The organism is Dictyobacter formicarum, from assembly GCF_016587435.1.
The window spans coordinates 347,981-364,328 of sequence record NZ_BNJJ01000007.1; the positions used below are offsets into that span (position 1 = coordinate 347,981).

Here is a 16,348-nt window from a genome sequence, read left to right on the forward strand (position 1 = left end):
CTTCCCTCCCCGCACGCGCGGTAAGGTTATATGCTGGCAGGCGTTGCGCGTTGGGGGGATAACTCTTCACGCTAAATGGTATCGCTCATCAAGGGAAAATCGGGCGCAAGGCCCGAACCTATTGTCATCGTTTATATTAGAGACGATATCACTCATCAAGGGAAAAGCGGACGCAAGGCCCGAACCTACGAGTGGGTGGCGGGCGCTTTCTTCCTGGTTGTTTTTTTGGCGGGGCTTTTGGTCGCGGCTTTGGCGCTCTTGACGCGAGTTGAGGCTTTTTTGATGGGAGCTTTGGCTACCTTTTCGCTCTTGACGCGAGCCGGAGCTTTTTTGGCGGAGGGGCTCTTGCGCTTGGATTTTTCGCTCTTCGCACGTGCAGGAGCTTTTTTGGTGATGGAGCTCCTGGTCGCGGCTTTTTTGCTCCTGGTGCGGGCGAGAGTTTTTTTGGCGGGGGCGGTTTTGCTGGTGGTGCGGCGCTTGCGGGGCGCGGGCGCGGGTACGAGGTCGGCCAGGGTGGCTTCGCCGTTCATGGGGACGGTCTCTTCGTAGAAGACGCTGTCGTCGATGGAGGTCTTTTTGGCCGTTCTGGGGGTGCCGGGCGCGTGCAGGATCAGGCGCTTTCCGTGCTGTGGGGCCGCGACAGGGGCCGGCCAGTCAGGTGAGGCTGAGTCGGCGTGCTGGTGGGCCTCAAGCGCGTCTACAAAGGCGGCCACATCCTTAAAACGGTCTGTGTATTTTTTCTCCATGCCGCGTAAGATAGCCTGCTCGATATGCTGGGGCAAACCCTTAGATAGCTGCGAGGGCGGCACTGGCGTTTCATGGAGCTGCTTCTGCTTCATGGTAGCGAAATCATCGCCCTCAAAGGGACGCCTGCCAGTCACCATTTCATAGGTCATGCAGGCCAGAGCATATTGATCGCTCTCATAGCGCACCTTGCCCTGGAACTGCTCAGGCGCCATATACGATGGGGTGCCACCGATACTTACGCCCGGCGCCTTCACCGATTTCAGCACACGCGCAATGTCAAAATCCGCAATCAAAGCCTCGTTATCGACATTAAATAAGATATTCTCCGGCTTCAAATCGCAGTGCACAACATTGTGCGCGTGGGCGAATTGCAGGCCATCTCCAATCTGACGCAGCACCGTCAGCGCCTGTGCTAAAGGCAAGGGATGCCCATGAAGCTGGCGCAGGCGATCGCGCAGCGAGCCCTCGGAGGCATACTCCTTGACAATATAGGGAGCGCCCTCGTAAGTGCCAAAGTCGATCAGGGATAAAATATGGGGATGGCGCAGTTGCGCCAGAATCTGGGCCTCCTGATAGAGCACATCATGCTCTGCTCCCGGGTCCACAAAGGTTGTGTGCAAAATTTTGAGAGCCACCGGGCGTTGCGACAAAAAACTGTGGACTGCTTTATAGACATAGGCGTAGGCGCCCTGCGCAATTTCATCCACAATGCGATAATTGCCAACCTTCTGACCAATATGGAGCTGCATATAAACACCTCTATTCGTTTTTTCTTAGAATCAAGCTGAGGCAAGCTCAGCACCTATGACGCAAGCGCAATGAATACAAAGGCACATTATAGCACGTCTCATCTCCACTTGTAGAGCATTTACCTGTCTATCAGACAACATATGCACACCTGCACTTCTGACCACAAGTATTTGCTGTATAGAAGGAGAAAAAAGTTGGTGGCAAGAACAAGGTAAATTGACAGGTTATAGAAATTTTGTTAAAGTGCGAAAAGATTGGACGCTTCATTTTTTGTTAATTAGCCTTTTATCAGTAGCGAGAAAACAGATGACCTTAGAATCACCTTCCATCATTGATGTGGCAAAAAAAGCGGGAGTCTCCGTTGCAACTGCCAGCCGGGTCATGAGCGGTTCGACCTATCCTGTGAGCGACGGCACACGTGAAAAAGTATTGATCGCCGCCAAAGAATTGCACTACGTTCCCAACTCGCTGGCACGTAGCCTTAAGGCACAGCGCAGCAAGCTGATCGCGGTGCTGGTAGGTGATAACGCTGACCCCTATTTTGCGCAGGTGGCGCGTGGGGTTGAAGAGGTCGCTAATGCCCACGGCTATCTCACTATTATCTGCAATACTGAGCGCGACCCTGACCGCGAGCTCTCTTATCTACAGACGCTGCAAGACTATCGCGCCGATGGCATTATTTTTACCGGTAGCGGCTCCGACGAAACCAGTGTCCCGGAGCAACTCGAAATCGACGCCATGGTCGAAAAGATCCAGCGCCGTGGAGCGGCCATTGTTATCTTATCTCCCCATAGCATTCAAGCGCCCTCGATCCAGCCCGACAATCTCGGCGGCGCGTACGAACTGACCAGCTATCTGATCTCGCTGGGGCATAAGCGCATCGCGTTTGTGACCGGACCCGGCAATGTGACGGTCGCCAATCAGCGCCTGCATGGTTATCGCCAGGCACTGACGGACTCGGGCATCACACCTGATGACACGCTGCTGCTCCCGGGAAACTTTACCCAGGCCGGCGGCGAGCGCGCGGCCGGTATGCTGGACCAATTTCCACGCGAGAAACGACCGACCGCCGTTTTCGCCTGCAACGACGAGACCGCCTTTGGCCTGATGTATGGTCTACGTCAGCGTGGCTGGCGCCTGCCCGAGGACATATCCATCTGCGGCTTCGGCAATTTGCCCATGGCGCGTATGGTAACGCCGTCCCTGACCACGGTCAACATCGCCCTGCGCGAACTGGGGCGCGCCGGAGCACAGAAGATCCTGACCTTATTGCAACACCAGGAAACTCCCACCCAGGAAACGTTCCCGACCACTGTCGTGAAGCGCGCATCCACCATCCCACTCGAACACACCGCCGGCGTCCAACAATAAACAACTGGAAAGCCGGCCAGAAACGTGGTATATGTGGAAAGCAATAACATAAAACCCGACCATTGTCGGCGATATATGGGGAGGAACCATTATGTTGATCGAGGCATACCTGGCCTATAGCCTGATTCCCCTTTTCTACATACTTCTGGGAATTCTGGTTTACCTGGTGTTGAAATATAGCCACGCACCTGAAGAGACACAACAGAGCGTGGTTAATAATCCGCCTGCCGCAGCCCAGCAGGCAGATGCAGACAAACACCAGGCATAGCGACGTATCCATCCATTCGTAGGAGTGCTAGCCGTCGTCAAGTTGCTCACTAGCCGCAGGCGTATGGGCTGCATCTTTGTGATGTCGGCCAAACTGCTCTGGATGGGTGCGCCGCCACTCAAGCCAGAATGTGATTAAGAGGGCCTGCAGCACGCCCGCGATTGGCGAAGCCAGCAAGGCACCCCAGATGCCAAAGATCTGCGAGCCGGCAATCACGGCGGTAATCGAAACAATCGGATGGAGGCCGACCGCCTCTCCGACGATGCGCGGGCCAATGATGTCGCCCTCAAGGATATGCACCACGATAAAGTAGATCAGCACGCCCAGCGCGATCCAGATGCCCTGCGTCAGAGCAATCAAAATGCAGATCGCCCCCGAGATGAGGGTGCCAAGGATGGGGATGAATTCCAGGATGAAGGCCAGCACGCCCAGCAGCAGGGCATAAGGCACATGGAATAGCGCCATACCAATGCCCACCAGTAGTCCGATCAGCGTAGCCAGGATCAGTTGTCCACGAATATAGCCGCCCACGATACGCTGCAAGGTATCGACCAGAAAATTCGGCCGTATTTTATCGGGAAGATTGTGGCGGCACCAGCGGTTTATGCGATGGCCGTCGATCAGGAAATAGATGGTGATGACCGCCACCACTACCGTATCGAGCAACACATCCAGAATACTGGTAATCAGTGGTAAGGCACTGCTGGCCAGACTTTCCCCACGCGAAATCAGTTGCTGGCGCGCCATCGCAATCTGCTGCTGCGTAATACCGATGGACTGCAAAAAGGTCTCTAGCGGAGAAGAGGTGCCGCCGCGCGGAGTCAAGACATAGGCCAGTGAACGCGACAACGAGGAAAACTGGTGCAGGGCGGTAATGGTCACAAAGTAGAACAGCAGGCTCAAACAGGCCAGGGTAATCAAGCAGATGCTCACAATCGCAAATGGACGTGGAATAAACTTTTGCAACCACTTTACGCCCGGCGTCAGCGCATAGGCCAGCAGGGCCGCGATAATCAACAGCAGCAGCGCCCGTATAACATGCGCCGCACCCCATAGAACAACCGCAATCACCCCGATCCAGGCCAGTATCGCAAGAGGGATATCCCGCCGCCTCTTCCATTTCGTATCTGTTTCACCAACAGGCGCATCCTGCGGCAGATGTCTTGGTGTCGACATAAGCATATCCCTTCCAGGCAAAAACAACCTGGATAACGAGTACGACTTCTAGCGTATGCATACTATACACTATGGATTATGGATACTGACAGCTCATGCAAATCGGAGGCAAGCTCCGAACCTATTGGGGTCATCATCCGTTGTGCGTTTCGATGGCCCATGCAAATCGGAGGCATGAACATTGACAAATGAAGAGGGAGGATGCAGACCGGTGTAGCGGAGCAGGTCAGGGCCGAGATGTGATGCCATGAGGGGCCGAACGGTGAGGGAACTATGGGGTGTCGTGTTATGGGTATTTTTTCATATGCCCAAACCAATCGATCGGATTTGAACATGAACGATAAACACGAAACCCATAGGTTCGGACCTTGCGTCCGATTATTATCCTTCCCCGGAGGACAATAATCGGATACATGACCATGCCTCCGATTGTCGTTCCTCGGCGGAGAAATAATCGGACGCAAGGTCCGAACCTATGGGCATCATCATCCGTTGCGCGTTTCGATGGCCCATGCATGCACCGGGCGGTGTACATGATTCCAATAGGTTCGGACGAGCATGCCGGGAGCATGACGAGCATGTCGGGGACATGATCTCCTCCTCGCCTCCGATTGCACGAAACCCAGACTTTCACACATGACCCTGGCAGATATGAAACTTTGCTTCAATAAGCTATACTGAAGATGTTTGCAGAGAACAAATTACACATTGATTGAAAGGTAGAATCTGAGCATGTATATTGATCTACGCAGCGATACCGTTACCCAGCCAACGGCCGCAATGCGCGAGGCCATGTATCAGGCCGAGGTGGGCGACGACGTTTATAGTGAAGATCCCACAATCAATCGTTTACAGGAACTGGCCGCGACCATCACCGGCAAAGAGGCCGCGCTCTTCGTGCCCAGCGGTACCATGGGCAACGCCATCGCTCTCCTGACACATGCTGGCCGAGGACAGGCGGTTATTGTCGGCGATCAATCGCATATCTATCGCTACGAGGCCGGGGGCGCCTCTACCCTCGGTGGCTCCCCTATGTATACCGTACCAACCCATCCAGATGGCATGCTCGATCTGGACGCGGTCACCCATGGCATCGCGGATGAGAGCGATGAACATACAGCGGCCACGGCCCTGATCTGTATTGAGAATTCGCATAACCGCTGCGGTGGTACCGTGATCGGTGTAGAGCAGATAGAAGCGATTAGCGCGCTGGCCCACACCCATGGTGTCGCGGTACATATGGATGGTGCGCGTATATTCAACGCGGCGACCGCGCTAAATATACCGGTCAGTACGCTGGTGAGCAGCGTCGATTCGCTGATGTTCTGTCTATCCAAGGGACTAAGCGCGCCGGTTGGCTCTCTACTGGTGGGAGAAACAGCCTTCATTCGCCGGGCACGCCGGGTACGCAAAGTACTGGGTGGAGGTATGCGGCAGGCCGGAGTACTGGCGGCCGCGGGCATCGTGGCCCTGGAACAGATGGTAGAACGCCTGGCAGAAGATCATGAGAACTGCGAACGCCTGGCTTATGGCCTGGCGGACATCCCGCACATCCAGATTCAGCCCGATCAGGTGGTCACAAACATCCTGCTCTTCTCGCTCCACCACGGAGAGCAGCCGTTCTCAGACAGCGAGATCGCGCTCTTCCTCAACAAAGCACGCGAGCAGGGTATATTGCTAGGCCGCATGGGCGAGAGGAATATTCGCGCGGTCACACATGCGGGCATCGAAGCCGCGCACATCGACCAGGCCCTGATCGGCATCAGACAGGCCATCCAGGAAATTTACCCATCTTAACAGCACTACATAAGGATCACACCAGCAGCAATACAGGCAGGTCAGCATCGCTGCGCTTGCTTGTTGCCGCTGGTTCATCGCATAATCCATATCTATCACCGCAGAGTATAGAAGCAAGCAAAGCAGGCCAGCACTAGTGTGACGTGGCATTAGTGGCGAATAATGCCAGCACCAGCAGTCCACTGACCACAAGCACAAAAATAATACGTAAGATCCAGCGAGAAATCCCCAGGCGCGAATGCCCACGTGTACTCATATCAGTCAATCCTCCATCGTCTCAGTAGTTATTTCGAGCCCCAATGCACTCTAGATAGTTTTACCTACACTACCCTCTTTTCACTAGCTACAACGATGTGGAGATTGAATGCTAACAGCTAATACTTTTCATGACCTTTTCTTCCTACACTCATCACATTCGCACATGGCGCGCAACTTTTCGTATGTATAGATACCTGTCTTATGGCCATCCTCCCAAACCGGAGTCAAACCATAGCGCCCAACCGGCTCTATATTGATCAAGGTTGTCTCTTCACGGCTCAGGTTTTTTTTGCTAGCCAGCACGCCTGGCTGTCCACCTTCACCGGCGCACCAGGCGCAGGGGCAGGCCCAGCGCAGTCGCTCCCAATCATGGACGCTCTCGTGCTCATCGGTCCAGGATAGATAAAGCGTGCGCTTCTCCTCATCCAGGAAAAAGGATGTAGGGGAAGGGTGATTATATTGCGACATAGAAGGCTCCTCTAGTGAATGTTGCCATCTGGCAATGAATTTTTCTCGCAGAGCGTGTTTCATTCCTCTGGCCATCCCATCGCTATGGGATAGCGCGCCAGCCTGGGGGCGCTGACGCCCCCACTCTTTTTATTCAGTGGTGCAAGCGGTGCGCCGTGCGCACCGCTTGCACCACTGAATAAAATTTTGTGAGCACCGCAGGTGCGAAGTGTCAGGTGCCGAAGGCACGTAACGCAGGCTTTTTAAACACGCTTGCAGCGCTATTATATCTCTTTCTGTCTGCACTGGTCTACACAGGCAATAGCAATTCAATGCAGCATGCATGCCAGAACAGCCTGGCGGCTTTATTACATCCAGGCATGCGGATTAATCATTATACACACAAGACATGAATTAAAATGCAATCTAGTTCAACTCTTTTAGTTACTCTTATACACCTATCCACGTTGTACGAAATAGAACACGTTGGGGGTGTGAAGGATGAGCGAAATTATTATACCTGGCAGTATTATTTGCGGCTGGCTAATTATTATTTGCCTGGCTATCTCTATAGCCAGGTCTCAAAGACGAGGTATCGAGCGGCTACACAATCAGTTACAGGCCTGGGAAAAAGCTCAGGGGGTGCGCAGAAAGCGCTGGGAGGAACGTCTAGAAAAAGATATGATCGCTATGGAGCAGCGCCTGGTTGCCCATATCGATCGCTTACACTTCGAGGAACGCAAACGGACCATACAGCCCACGGAGCGCGTCACGTATGAGCTCGCGCACCTGCCACGCCTTGAGGATACGCCACTTCCTCCAAGGATGCCAACAGAGACAACAGGTCCGGACATACATCAGCTGCCACGCAGCTTTCAAGGCGCCAAGCTCGCAAGCTATGATCTCTCGTATCGCTATCTGCGCTATGCAGATCTGCGCAACGCCGATCTGTCGCATGCCAATCTCTTCATGGCAGACCTGACTGGTGCCTGTCTGAGGGATGCCAAACTCACGCAGGCTGACCTGTCGGCGGCCAACTTCACGCACGCAGATCTCACGAACGCCGACCTGACTGGAGCCAACCTGCTGGTCACCGACCTGTATGACACTCTTCTAGCGGGTGCCTCACTGTTACAAACGCGCAACCTTACCAACGAACAGGTGCGCGGAGCCATTGTCGACCGCAACACCCAACTAGACCCGGGCATCGACATCACGCTACCGCGTATCCCACGCACCTCGCTCCAATAACCCGGAAGCTCGCGCCCTCGGAGGCGCGAACTTCCGAAAAATAAGCAAAGTCTTCGATCATATATAATAAATAACGTTACACTCGTCAATGTATCAAATCGGGCATGATTCATAAAACCACCAGGAAGTACGAACGTCGTAGGTGCGGGCCTCAGCGCCCGCTTGCCGCCCGCCGCAGCGTGGCGGCCCTGTGTCCGTATGACCGATCTCCGCTTTTTCCCATCACCTTGGCCCACGCGGTGCCCAAAAGCGAAGGGTCCTTTTGGGCACCGCGTGGGCCAAGGTGATGAGCAAGAGAGCTGCCCTGTCATAAGGATACAGGGCCCCACAAACGGTGGGGCAAATCGGGCGCAAGGCCCGAACCTATGAACGCTTTTCTTCTTGCGTTTGGTTCTTCGATGTTCTCATACATGATGTATTGCCCGCAAGGGCGCACGTGCTGGTTGCTTGTTCTTTTGCCATGCCGGAGGGATATTTGGTATTGTCTGGAGCAACTATGCTATACTACAACAAGCCAGATAGCATAAAAAACTATTTCGATTGAAGGAACAAATGTATGTCACATGAACATCCTCTTCCACTTACAGGTAAAGTTGCTCTGATTACAGGAAGCAGCCAGGGTATCGGTCGCGCTATCGCCCAGAGATTGGCGCAGGCGGGCGCAGATATAGTCATCAATTATCGCGGTAACGCTGAGGCGGCTGCGGAAGCAAAAGCCAGTATTGAGGAACTGGGGAGGCGATGTATAGCCGTCCAGGCTGATGTCAGCAAGGAAGATGATGTAACCCGGCTCTTTACAGAAGCGACCAGTGCTCTCGGACCAGTCACGATTCTAGTCAATAACGCAGGCACTACACGCGACAAGCTAATCCTGCAGATGTCATTGGCCGATTTTGAGTATGTGATGAATACGAATTTGCGCTCAGCTTTCCTGTGTACCAAAGCTGCCCTGCGCGGCATGATGAAAGCACGCTGGGGCCGCATCGTGAACATCGCATCGGTCGCGGGCCTGATGGGGCCGGCCGGGCAGGCCAACTATGGTGCCTCCAAGGCCGCCATTATTTCTTTGACCTTGAGTACGGCCCGTGAGATGGCGAGTCGAAACGTGACAGCCAATGCGCTGGCCCCGGGATTTATTCCAACGGAATTAACATCCATTGTCACCGAGCCACAGCGCAAATATATGCTGGACAATACACCCCTGGGCCGCTTCGGCACAACCGATGAAGTGGCTGCCGCCGCCGCATTCCTTTGTTCACCAGAAGCATGCTATATTACCGGACAGGTACTCAGTGTCGACGGTGGTATGTCTATGCATATGTAGGAAGTAAATGTTGCTCGAACAAATTTCACCATGTCAGTGAAACAAGTTGCCACTAAAATTGATCTAATCTTTAACAAACAGTTTGGTTAAGGAGGCTTCATTTATTATGGGACTTATTGAAACTGATGAGACGAATCTATATACGTTCGAGCCGTTTGCAGCCCATGCATTCTATACGGAGGTGAACCGCGCACTGGTTAAGCAGACGCTTGCCCATCTCAAGCCACAGACGGAAGGTGAAACGCTAACGATTGTGGATATGGCATGTGGAACCGGCGCGGTCACTCGTCTCATCGCCGAAGAGTTGGTAAAACAGGGTCGAGTAAGCAATATTAAACTGGTGGGCGTCGACCCATCGGCGGAGGCGTTACGCCGTGCGCAGAAGGGTATGGAGGAATCACAACTCCCCATTTCAGCGCAATTCATCCAGGGTGAATCCGAAGATTTGCCACGCATCGTCCAAAATGTTGACGCCGCATTCTTCTGCAATGCCATCCACCTGGTACCAGATAAATTGGCGGCCTTCAAACAGGTATCCTCTATCCTTGCGCCCCAGGGCATTTTTGGCTGCAATAGCGCCTTTTATGAGGGCACCTATGTGCCAGGCACAGAGCGCTTCTACCGTCTGTGGACCCGGCGCGCAGTGGGTTGGCTGAAAAAAGAGCATCCAGAGGCTCGTCTATCACGCGAGGCCAAAGCGATGGCGATGCAATGGTTGACCAGAGATGAGTATATCCAGGATCTCAAGCAGAGCGGTTTTGCCAGCGTTGAAACGGAGCAAAATGATGCCGTTATCTCGTTGGATGGCTGGCGCGACCTGGGTCAATACTGGCTCTTCATCGAAGGCGCCCTGCCAGGCGTGGCGCTACCCCTGGCCGCCAAAGCCCTCGAAGTCGCGGTCTATCAGGCTGGCGAAGAACTCGGGCTCACCGAAATTCCCCGCACCTGGCTGCAAATGGTCGCCATTAAAAGATAACAACGATACATGCATATGGTGTGCTACAATGGGCAATGGGAATCTTTATCTACACGAAAGATTCCCATGATCCATTTTTTCCTATTTAACCGCTAGCAATGCACACTATCGCTAGAACAGGAGCATATGCATGCAATGGGCCGCTGTTTCAGGAGCCTTTCTCGCTTCTGCCGTTGAATTTGTAGAGGCCTTTACCATCGTTCTGGTGGTTGGCGTCACCATTAACTGGCGCAGTTCCCTGCTGGGAGCCTTTGCCGCCGCCGCTACCCTCGCCCTCATTATCGCCACCTTTGGCGTCGCCCTCATCAACTTTGTTCCACTCGGAATCCTACGCCTGGTCATCGGAGTATTGCTGATCCTCTTCGGCCTGAAGTGGCTCAAGAAAGCCATCCTGCGTTACAGCGGACTCAAAGCGCTGCACGATGAAGAGGCCATCTTTGAAGAGACGATGGCCGAGGTCCGGGCGCGGGGTGAGGCCGTTTCGCCGCGCGTCCATCCCTTTGGCCTGGCGCTTTCCTATAAAGCTGTGCTGCTAGAAGGGCTGGAGGTCGCCTTCATCGTGATCACCTTCGGCAGTAGCGCGGTCACTCCTACCTGCACCCAGGCATGCGGTATCAATCTAGCGGCTCTCGGAGCCACGCTGGCCGGCATCCTGGTCATCTTACTCGGCGCCCTGGTACGCGCCCCGCTCACCAGGATTCCCGAAAACACGCTCAAGTTTGTAGTTGGCATCATGCTCACCACGTTTGGCACCTTCTGGACCGGTGAGGGGTTGGGCGTTGAATGGCTCTTCTCAGACGCCTTCCTGATCATCCTGGCCGCCCTCTACCTGCTCACGACGCTAGCCCTGATTGCCTGGCTCAAACAATCCAAACAGCAGCGCGCAGCCTCGACATCCACGGTCCCACCAGTACTAGAGCGCAAGTAGGAAAAGGAAGGATACACATGAATGTCATCAAAGCCATCTACAATTTCATTGCCGGCGACATGGTCATCCTCGTCGGCGTCCTGATCCTGCTGGCTGTGCTGCTGCTGATCAACAATGTGGCGGCCCTCGCGCCGATCCGCGTCATCACAGGCCCCGTGTTGATCATCGCCCTGCTAGCAATCCTGGTCGCCACCCTGCTACGCGAAATCAAACCGAAACCATAAGGCCAAAGGGGTGTGTCACAAGCCATTCAAACCAGGAGAAGTGCGCATGCTTTTTTTCGAGCCGCATTCTTCTCCTGGCGGTTAATTACGCCATGAGAGTTTTTTTATAGTAATATAACTTTTTTCTGTTGACGTTATAGTTGTTAATTGGTATCATGATCTTAATTGGGTGCTTTTCATAGCAATTTCAGCGATTAAGGTAAAAATATGCAAGAAGCACGGACGTGGCGCGAATTATTAGGAAAAATTATCAGTGATCCTAAAGAAAAACAACATTTAATAGAGACACTGAACGTTACTTCTATCACATTTACGCGCTGGGTCAGTGGTGAGTCTGATCCCCGTCCTCAGAACCTACGCCAGCTCATTAATGCGTTACCACAGCGCTACCAGGAGCAAATGCGCCAGCTGATCAAAGAGGAAAAGGGCGTAGCAGAAATTATAGCCGCACCGCAAGAAGTTTCTCTGAAAACCATTCCCTCTGAATTTTATGCTCGTGTCCTGGTGGCACGAGCATCCATAGCTGAGAATTTACGCTTCTGGTCAACCTCTCACCTCATATTGCAGCAGGCGATAGGGCAACTTGACCCGGAACGCCGTGGTATGTCAATCTGGGTAGTGCGCTGTATGCCACCATCTGGACCATACAAGAAGGTGCGCAGCCTGCGTGAAAGCGTAGGGCTGGGAACGCCCCCCTGGGTCGGCAACCTCGAACAGACTGCGATGTTCCTGGGCGCCGAGTCCCTGGCCGGCAATGTGGTTACGCTCTGCCGACCTGGCATTATTCAGAATCTGGATAAAGAACATAATCTGATGCCAGCTTCGCGCGTCGAGTATGAGAAAAGCGCGGCCATCTATCCTATCCTGTACGCAGGAAGGATCGCCGGCGTCTTGCTCGTATCTAGCACCCAGATTGACTATTTCCTATCTCAGGCGCGCACCGACCTGGTTCAACAGTATGCGGACCTGGTAGCCCTGGCCTTTGAACCACAAGATTTCTATGCGCCAGAGGATATTGCGCTCTGTGTGATGCCTTCCCACAGGCAGCAGAAAGAATATTTCTCAAGGTTTCGCCAGATGGTGGCAGAAACCATGCTGCGAGCCGCGACAAAGAATCAGCCGGTCAATAACCAGCAAGCAGATATGCTGGTCTGGAAGAGGTTAGAGGAAGAACTCTTACAGATACCTGCACGTAACGTTGTACATATCAATTTAGAAACCAACAACTACAATTAAACGTGGAAATAGACAGAGGACAAAGCGACGCGACAGACAACTTTTAGCGATAACTTCGAACAGGGCATCCATCCCCACTGGATACAAACCTGCATCGGCACTGGTTCGCTTCAGCTTGAAGCGTCTACGCTACAGATGGTGCTACCAGAGAATCCTGCCGGCCACTATGCTGATGCCCAGATTGACGATTATGGGCAACTACCCCGCGCACAATTTCCCTGGCGCCCACCCCTGCGGATGGAGGTGCGGGCCCGCGCGTCCCATCCCGCGGCCGACGCAACGACGGGAACACAGGACATGACGGTTTTGCGCGGCACGGCGGGCTTCGGCTTCTGGAATTATCCTTTCTCGGTGCGAGGTGATATCCTTATGCTACCGGAGGCGGTCTGGTTCTTTTATGCCGCCCCACCCTCGAATATGGCCCTGGTCCCTGGCGTGCCCGGCTGGGGCTGGAAGGCCCAGGTCATCCATAGTATGCGCCCCGGCGCCTTGCTGGCAACGCTGCCCACCGCACTGGCTACCGGCTGGGGTCGCCTGAGCCAGAACAGCGCACCCGCGGCCCGCTGGCTGCAAAAACTGAGCGGCGCCCAGGAAGCGCTGATACAGACCGATATAATGGCCTGGCACACCTATAGCCTGGAATGGTGGGCGAACGAAGCTCTGTTCTGGGTCGATGGCAACCAGATTTTACGCGCGCCACAGCCTCCCACGCGTCCCCTTGGCTTTGTCGCCTGGCTCGACAACCAGTACGCGGTCGCCACGCCGCGAGGAGTGCTCCGCTTCGGCGCCACCCCAACCGCTACCCAATGGCTGGCCATCGACAACATCCAGATCCAGCCCCTCTAAGAGAGCCAAACAGAGCAAAACAATCCTTGACTGTTGTTTTCCTGCGCGCAATTACTGCTGTGCTTGCACTATCGGCCCGACATCCTGCACAATGGGAGAACTTATCATAAAGAAGGAGAAAAGTTCATGAGCACCATTCCCTTAGCACTCACCGGACAGGTGGCGCTGGTAACCGGGGCCAGTAGCGGGCTCGGGCGCGCAACAGCTCAAGCGCTCGCCCAGGCAGGAGCAGATATCGTCCTCCTGGCACGCGGAGCCAACGACCTGAAGCAAGTCGGCGCGGAAATTGAGTCTGTGGGGCGCCGGGCGCTCCCATTGCCAGGAGATCTAGCTGACGAAGATTACATTCTGAACGCAGTGCAACGCACCATCTCTACCTTCGGGCACATTGATGTTCTGGTCAATGCAGCGGGATTCGATGTTCCAGGAGCGGTGACCGATCTTCCCACAAGCGATTGGGACTATGTGGTAGACGTGAATCTGCGTGCGCCCTTCCTGTTAGCAAAGGCTGTTTTCCCACACATGCGCCAGGCGAGACATGGGACCATCATCAACGTTTCTTCTGTGGCTGGTAAACGTGGCTGGGCCAATGCTGCGGCTTACTGTGCCTCCAAATTTGGCTTGACTGGTTTGACCCAGTCACTTGCTGCCGAAGGCAAAGCCCATGGAATTCGTGCGTGTATCCTCTATCCTGGAGGAATGGCAACCAATTGGGGTGCCTGGGGAGCAAACGCTCGGCAGGCCAGGCCAGAGAATACACGGCCAGTGACAAAAGCCTTACCCTCGACAGAGGTAGCCGACCTGATTGTCTGGATGGCGGCCGCACCGGGAGAACTGGTTCTCAACGAAGTTGTCGTTAGCCCACTGGAAGAACAAGGATGGCCGTAACCAGGAAGGCAACAGCTACAGGGTATCTTCATTGCATCAGAGTACTTTAAGGAGCGGTGAAAAACTCGATCAGAGCGGGGGCCATGGCTTCGGCGCTGACGTCATGCGTCTGACCTTCAAGGGTGCGGTACTGAGCGTTGGGGATGGCACTCGCGAGGGCCTGGGCTGTGTCGCGCATCCATGCCATGCCAGCGCCGCCGGCCATCACAAGTGTGGGGATGGCGACGGAGTTGGCCTGCTTGCTCGGCAGCATACCATCTCCCAGGATGGTAGTGTCGTAGATCAGCGTGGGGGCGATCCCCTCCATCAGCGGCCACATCGGTGAGTTGCGCATCTGGCCGATAGCTTCGGCGGGCATCCCAACCTGCGTCATAAAGAACTCAACCATATCGCCTCGACGACCTTCCGCGTGCAATCGTTTAAACTGCTTCAAGTTCTCTTCTGGCTGGCCGCGCACACTCTCATCAAGGTTGAATGGCGGCTCATACAATGCCAACTTCTTGATGGAGAGTCCGCTGGCCGCGGCAGCCAGGGACAGGGCCGCGCCTGAGGAAATACCATAGACAAAGGCCGATCCGCCAGCCTCTTGAATGAGAGCATCTAAATCTTCGATCTCGCGCTCAACCGCATAGGGGGCCGTATCGCCGCTCTCGCCCCGGCCACGGCGATCATAGGCAAATACCGTGAAGTGCGGTGCAAGCTTCGCCACCAGTGGTCCCATTGGCCCGAACGCTCGATAGCACATAGCGCCATCGACCAGGATGAGCGGCGCTCCTTCACCAGAGCGATCATAGGCGATTGTAGCGCCGTCTTTGGAATGTACTTTACCCATGTTCAGGTTCCTCCTCATACCTATCCTGTAGTTTGAGTATCGACTATCCATAAGTACAATCAGTATACAGCTTCGGATCAGAAAAAACTTCTTCAATCTTGCTCTAATAAATAAATACAGACATCTTCTGAAAAAAAGGAAAAGACATACAGGCGGTTGACCACGGGTTATTGATGTGTTATGATGACAGCGTCAAAAGGCAGGACCGGTTAGGTAGCCCGGTCGCCCTCATGTAACTCATTGAGGGTAACTGTCCCCGCGCAGCAGCGCCCGGACCCACGACAATAACGGCAGATGAAGTGCATCTGCTGACTTGTTGAGGTCCGATGCTTGCAAGTGGGAATATTTCCGTACGGCGAGGAAAATCGGCCGCAAGGGCCGAACCTACCGTGGGGATGATGCGATGCGTCATCACATCGGACCTCCAATCTCAGGAGGTTCTTATGCAACTCAACCACATCAATCTCTGTGTCAACGACCTTACCGCAGCACGCAACTTCTTCCAAACATGCTTCGATTTTCAGCTCCAGGAGCAAAAAGGTGACGCAGTCGCCGTCATGAACGATGGGCATGGATTTCTGCTTGTCCTGAGCAACACGCAAGCATTTAAAAGTGAGGCACAGCCCTACCCAGAGAATTTTCATCTCGGATTTATCCTGGAAACAAGCGATCAGGTAGATCAGGCGTACAATCGCCTGGCTGCCGCTGAGCTTCAACTTCCACAAAGACCGAGAAAAATTAGAGGCAGCTACGGCTTCTACTTCACCGCCCTCAATGATATCCTCTTCGAGGTCAGCTGCCCTCTATAACCTCTTTTGGGTTGATGGAAGTGGGGTGGTTCCGCTTCCATCAACCGGAAATATTCGCGCCTGCGGCCCTGACGCTACGCACCTGCGGTGCTCAAACGGTTTTATTCAAGCAGTGGTGCAAAAAACGCGTGCTGAGCACGCGTTTTTTGCACCACTGCTTGAATAAAAAAGGGCGTCCGCGCATGCGGACGCCCGAGCGCGGGCGCGCAGGTTTCCCACC

The 16,348-nt window shown here is 54.2% G+C and carries 17 protein-coding genes; 12 read left to right on the forward strand and 5 right to left on the reverse strand.

All coding sequences use genetic code 11. The features are described 5' to 3' along the window. Positions 1–185 precede the first annotated feature (185 nt). The gene (locus JMI88_RS14645; RefSeq protein WP_201362607.1) at positions 186–1,496 is read right to left on the reverse strand and encodes a serine/threonine-protein kinase; all 1,311 of its coding nucleotides are present in this window, start codon (positions 1,494–1,496) and stop codon (positions 186–188) included. A gap of 307 nt (positions 1,497–1,803) precedes the next feature. On the opposite strand from JMI88_RS14645, the gene JMI88_RS14650 reads away from it, so the two are divergent. Both JMI88_RS14650 and JMI88_RS14655 read left to right on the forward strand, forming a co-directional pair. After that, the gene (locus JMI88_RS14650) at positions 1,804–2,868 is read left to right on the forward strand and encodes a LacI family DNA-binding transcriptional regulator (RefSeq protein ID WP_201362608.1); all 1,065 of its coding nucleotides are present in this window, start codon (positions 1,804–1,806) and stop codon (positions 2,866–2,868) included. A 91-nt stretch (positions 2,869–2,959) separates the two neighbouring features. Further along, complete coding sequence (locus JMI88_RS14655; protein WP_201362609.1) at positions 2,960–3,136, forward strand: hypothetical protein; 177 nt, start codon at positions 2,960–2,962, stop codon at positions 3,134–3,136. Positions 3,137–3,163: 27 nt separating this feature from the next. On the opposite strand, the gene JMI88_RS14660 is transcribed toward JMI88_RS14655, so the two are convergent. Beyond that, positions 3,164–4,312 carry an AI-2E family transporter gene (locus tag JMI88_RS14660; RefSeq protein ID WP_201362610.1) on the reverse strand — a complete coding sequence of 383 codons (1,149 nt, stop codon included), beginning with the start codon at positions 4,310–4,312 and terminating at the stop codon, positions 3,164–3,166. Between the two features lie 732 nt (positions 4,313–5,044). Here JMI88_RS14660 and ltaE point away from each other — a divergent pair. Next, on the forward strand, positions 5,045–6,109 hold the full coding sequence (gene ltaE / locus JMI88_RS14665; protein ID WP_201362611.1) for a low-specificity L-threonine aldolase: 1,065 nt from the start codon (positions 5,045–5,047) through the stop codon (positions 6,107–6,109). 133 nt (positions 6,110–6,242) lie between these two features. Here the strand turns inward: ltaE and JMI88_RS40115 are convergent, their stop codons facing one another. Further along, positions 6,243–6,365: a hypothetical protein gene (locus JMI88_RS40115; RefSeq protein ID WP_268905995.1), complete on the reverse strand. Its 123-nt coding sequence runs from the start codon at positions 6,363–6,365 to the stop codon at positions 6,243–6,245. Positions 6,366–6,493: 128 nt separating this feature from the next. Then, complete coding sequence (locus JMI88_RS14670) at positions 6,494–6,835, reverse strand: gamma-butyrobetaine hydroxylase family protein (protein ID WP_201362612.1); 342 nt, start codon at positions 6,833–6,835, stop codon at positions 6,494–6,496. Between the two features lie 480 nt (positions 6,836–7,315). Between JMI88_RS14670 and JMI88_RS14675 the strand changes: the two genes are divergently transcribed. The 8 genes from JMI88_RS14675 (at position 7,316) to JMI88_RS14710 (ending at position 14,487) form a co-directional block, all read left to right on the forward strand. Next, positions 7,316–8,065, forward strand: coding sequence for a pentapeptide repeat-containing protein (locus JMI88_RS14675; protein WP_201362613.1), 750 nt, complete (start codon positions 7,316–7,318; stop codon positions 8,063–8,065). A gap of 556 nt (positions 8,066–8,621) precedes the next feature. After that, on the forward strand, positions 8,622–9,389 hold the full coding sequence (fabG, locus tag JMI88_RS14680; protein ID WP_201362614.1) for a 3-oxoacyl-[acyl-carrier-protein] reductase: 768 nt from the start codon (positions 8,622–8,624) through the stop codon (positions 9,387–9,389). Positions 9,390–9,495: 106 nt separating this feature from the next. Beyond that, positions 9,496–10,365: a class I SAM-dependent methyltransferase gene (locus tag JMI88_RS14685; RefSeq protein ID WP_201362615.1), complete on the forward strand. Its 870-nt coding sequence runs from the start codon at positions 9,496–9,498 to the stop codon at positions 10,363–10,365. A 130-nt stretch (positions 10,366–10,495) separates the two neighbouring features. Beyond that, complete coding sequence (locus JMI88_RS14690) at positions 10,496–11,293, forward strand: COG4280 domain-containing protein (RefSeq protein ID WP_201362616.1); 798 nt, start codon at positions 10,496–10,498, stop codon at positions 11,291–11,293. 17 nt (positions 11,294–11,310) lie between these two features. Further along, positions 11,311–11,517 carry a hypothetical protein gene (locus JMI88_RS14695; protein ID WP_201362617.1) on the forward strand — a complete coding sequence of 69 codons (207 nt, stop codon included), beginning with the start codon at positions 11,311–11,313 and terminating at the stop codon, positions 11,515–11,517. 207 nt (positions 11,518–11,724) lie between these two features. Next, complete coding sequence (locus JMI88_RS14700) at positions 11,725–12,753, forward strand: GAF domain-containing protein (RefSeq protein ID WP_201362618.1); 1,029 nt, start codon at positions 11,725–11,727, stop codon at positions 12,751–12,753. A 135-nt stretch (positions 12,754–12,888) separates the two neighbouring features. Beyond that, positions 12,889–13,599, forward strand: coding sequence for a hypothetical protein (locus JMI88_RS14705; protein WP_201362619.1), 711 nt, complete (start codon positions 12,889–12,891; stop codon positions 13,597–13,599). A gap of 126 nt (positions 13,600–13,725) precedes the next feature. Beyond that, positions 13,726–14,487, forward strand: a complete 762-nt coding sequence (locus tag JMI88_RS14710; RefSeq protein WP_201362620.1) for an SDR family oxidoreductase — start codon at positions 13,726–13,728, stop codon at positions 14,485–14,487. A gap of 46 nt (positions 14,488–14,533) precedes the next feature. On the opposite strand, the gene JMI88_RS14715 is transcribed toward JMI88_RS14710, so the two are convergent. After that, the gene (locus JMI88_RS14715; protein WP_201362621.1) at positions 14,534–15,319 is read right to left on the reverse strand and encodes an alpha/beta fold hydrolase; all 786 of its coding nucleotides are present in this window, start codon (positions 15,317–15,319) and stop codon (positions 14,534–14,536) included. Between the two features lie 443 nt (positions 15,320–15,762). On the opposite strand from JMI88_RS14715, the gene JMI88_RS14720 reads away from it, so the two are divergent. Further along, positions 15,763–16,128, forward strand: a complete 366-nt coding sequence (locus JMI88_RS14720) for a VOC family protein (RefSeq protein ID WP_201362622.1) — start codon at positions 15,763–15,765, stop codon at positions 16,126–16,128. The last annotated feature ends 220 nt before the right edge of the window (positions 16,129–16,348 follow it).

What these genes read in the sequence shown, in the direction of transcription:
- JMI88_RS14645 (WP_201362607.1), bottom strand. Translation starts at nt 1,496, where the DNA reads ATGCAGCTCCATATTGGTCAGAAGGTTGGCAATTATCGCATTGTGGAT.
- JMI88_RS14650 (WP_201362608.1), top strand. Translation starts at nt 1,804, where the DNA reads ATGACCTTAGAATCACCTTCCATCATTGATGTGGCAAAAAAAGCGGGA.
- JMI88_RS14655 (WP_201362609.1), top strand. Translation starts at nt 2,960, where the DNA reads ATGTTGATCGAGGCATACCTGGCCTATAGCCTGATTCCCCTTTTCTAC.
- JMI88_RS14660 (WP_201362610.1), bottom strand. Translation starts at nt 4,312, where the DNA reads ATGTCGACACCAAGACATCTGCCGCAGGATGCGCCTGTTGGTGAAACA.
- ltaE (WP_201362611.1), top strand. Translation starts at nt 5,045, where the DNA reads ATGTATATTGATCTACGCAGCGATACCGTTACCCAGCCAACGGCCGCA.
- JMI88_RS40115 (WP_268905995.1), bottom strand. Translation starts at nt 6,365, where the DNA reads ATGAGTACACGTGGGCATTCGCGCCTGGGGATTTCTCGCTGGATCTTA.
- JMI88_RS14670 (WP_201362612.1), bottom strand. Translation starts at nt 6,835, where the DNA reads ATGTCGCAATATAATCACCCTTCCCCTACATCCTTTTTCCTGGATGAG.
- JMI88_RS14675 (WP_201362613.1), top strand. Translation starts at nt 7,316, where the DNA reads ATGAGCGAAATTATTATACCTGGCAGTATTATTTGCGGCTGGCTAATT.
- fabG (WP_201362614.1), top strand. Translation starts at nt 8,622, where the DNA reads ATGTCACATGAACATCCTCTTCCACTTACAGGTAAAGTTGCTCTGATT.
- JMI88_RS14685 (WP_201362615.1), top strand. Translation starts at nt 9,496, where the DNA reads ATGGGACTTATTGAAACTGATGAGACGAATCTATATACGTTCGAGCCG.
- JMI88_RS14690 (WP_201362616.1), top strand. Translation starts at nt 10,496, where the DNA reads ATGCAATGGGCCGCTGTTTCAGGAGCCTTTCTCGCTTCTGCCGTTGAA.
- JMI88_RS14695 (WP_201362617.1), top strand. Translation starts at nt 11,311, where the DNA reads ATGAATGTCATCAAAGCCATCTACAATTTCATTGCCGGCGACATGGTC.
- JMI88_RS14700 (WP_201362618.1), top strand. Translation starts at nt 11,725, where the DNA reads ATGCAAGAAGCACGGACGTGGCGCGAATTATTAGGAAAAATTATCAGT.
- JMI88_RS14705 (WP_201362619.1), top strand. Translation starts at nt 12,889, where the DNA reads ATGGTGCTACCAGAGAATCCTGCCGGCCACTATGCTGATGCCCAGATT.
- JMI88_RS14710 (WP_201362620.1), top strand. Translation starts at nt 13,726, where the DNA reads ATGAGCACCATTCCCTTAGCACTCACCGGACAGGTGGCGCTGGTAACC.
- JMI88_RS14715 (WP_201362621.1), bottom strand. Translation starts at nt 15,319, where the DNA reads ATGGGTAAAGTACATTCCAAAGACGGCGCTACAATCGCCTATGATCGC.
- JMI88_RS14720 (WP_201362622.1), top strand. Translation starts at nt 15,763, where the DNA reads ATGCAACTCAACCACATCAATCTCTGTGTCAACGACCTTACCGCAGCA.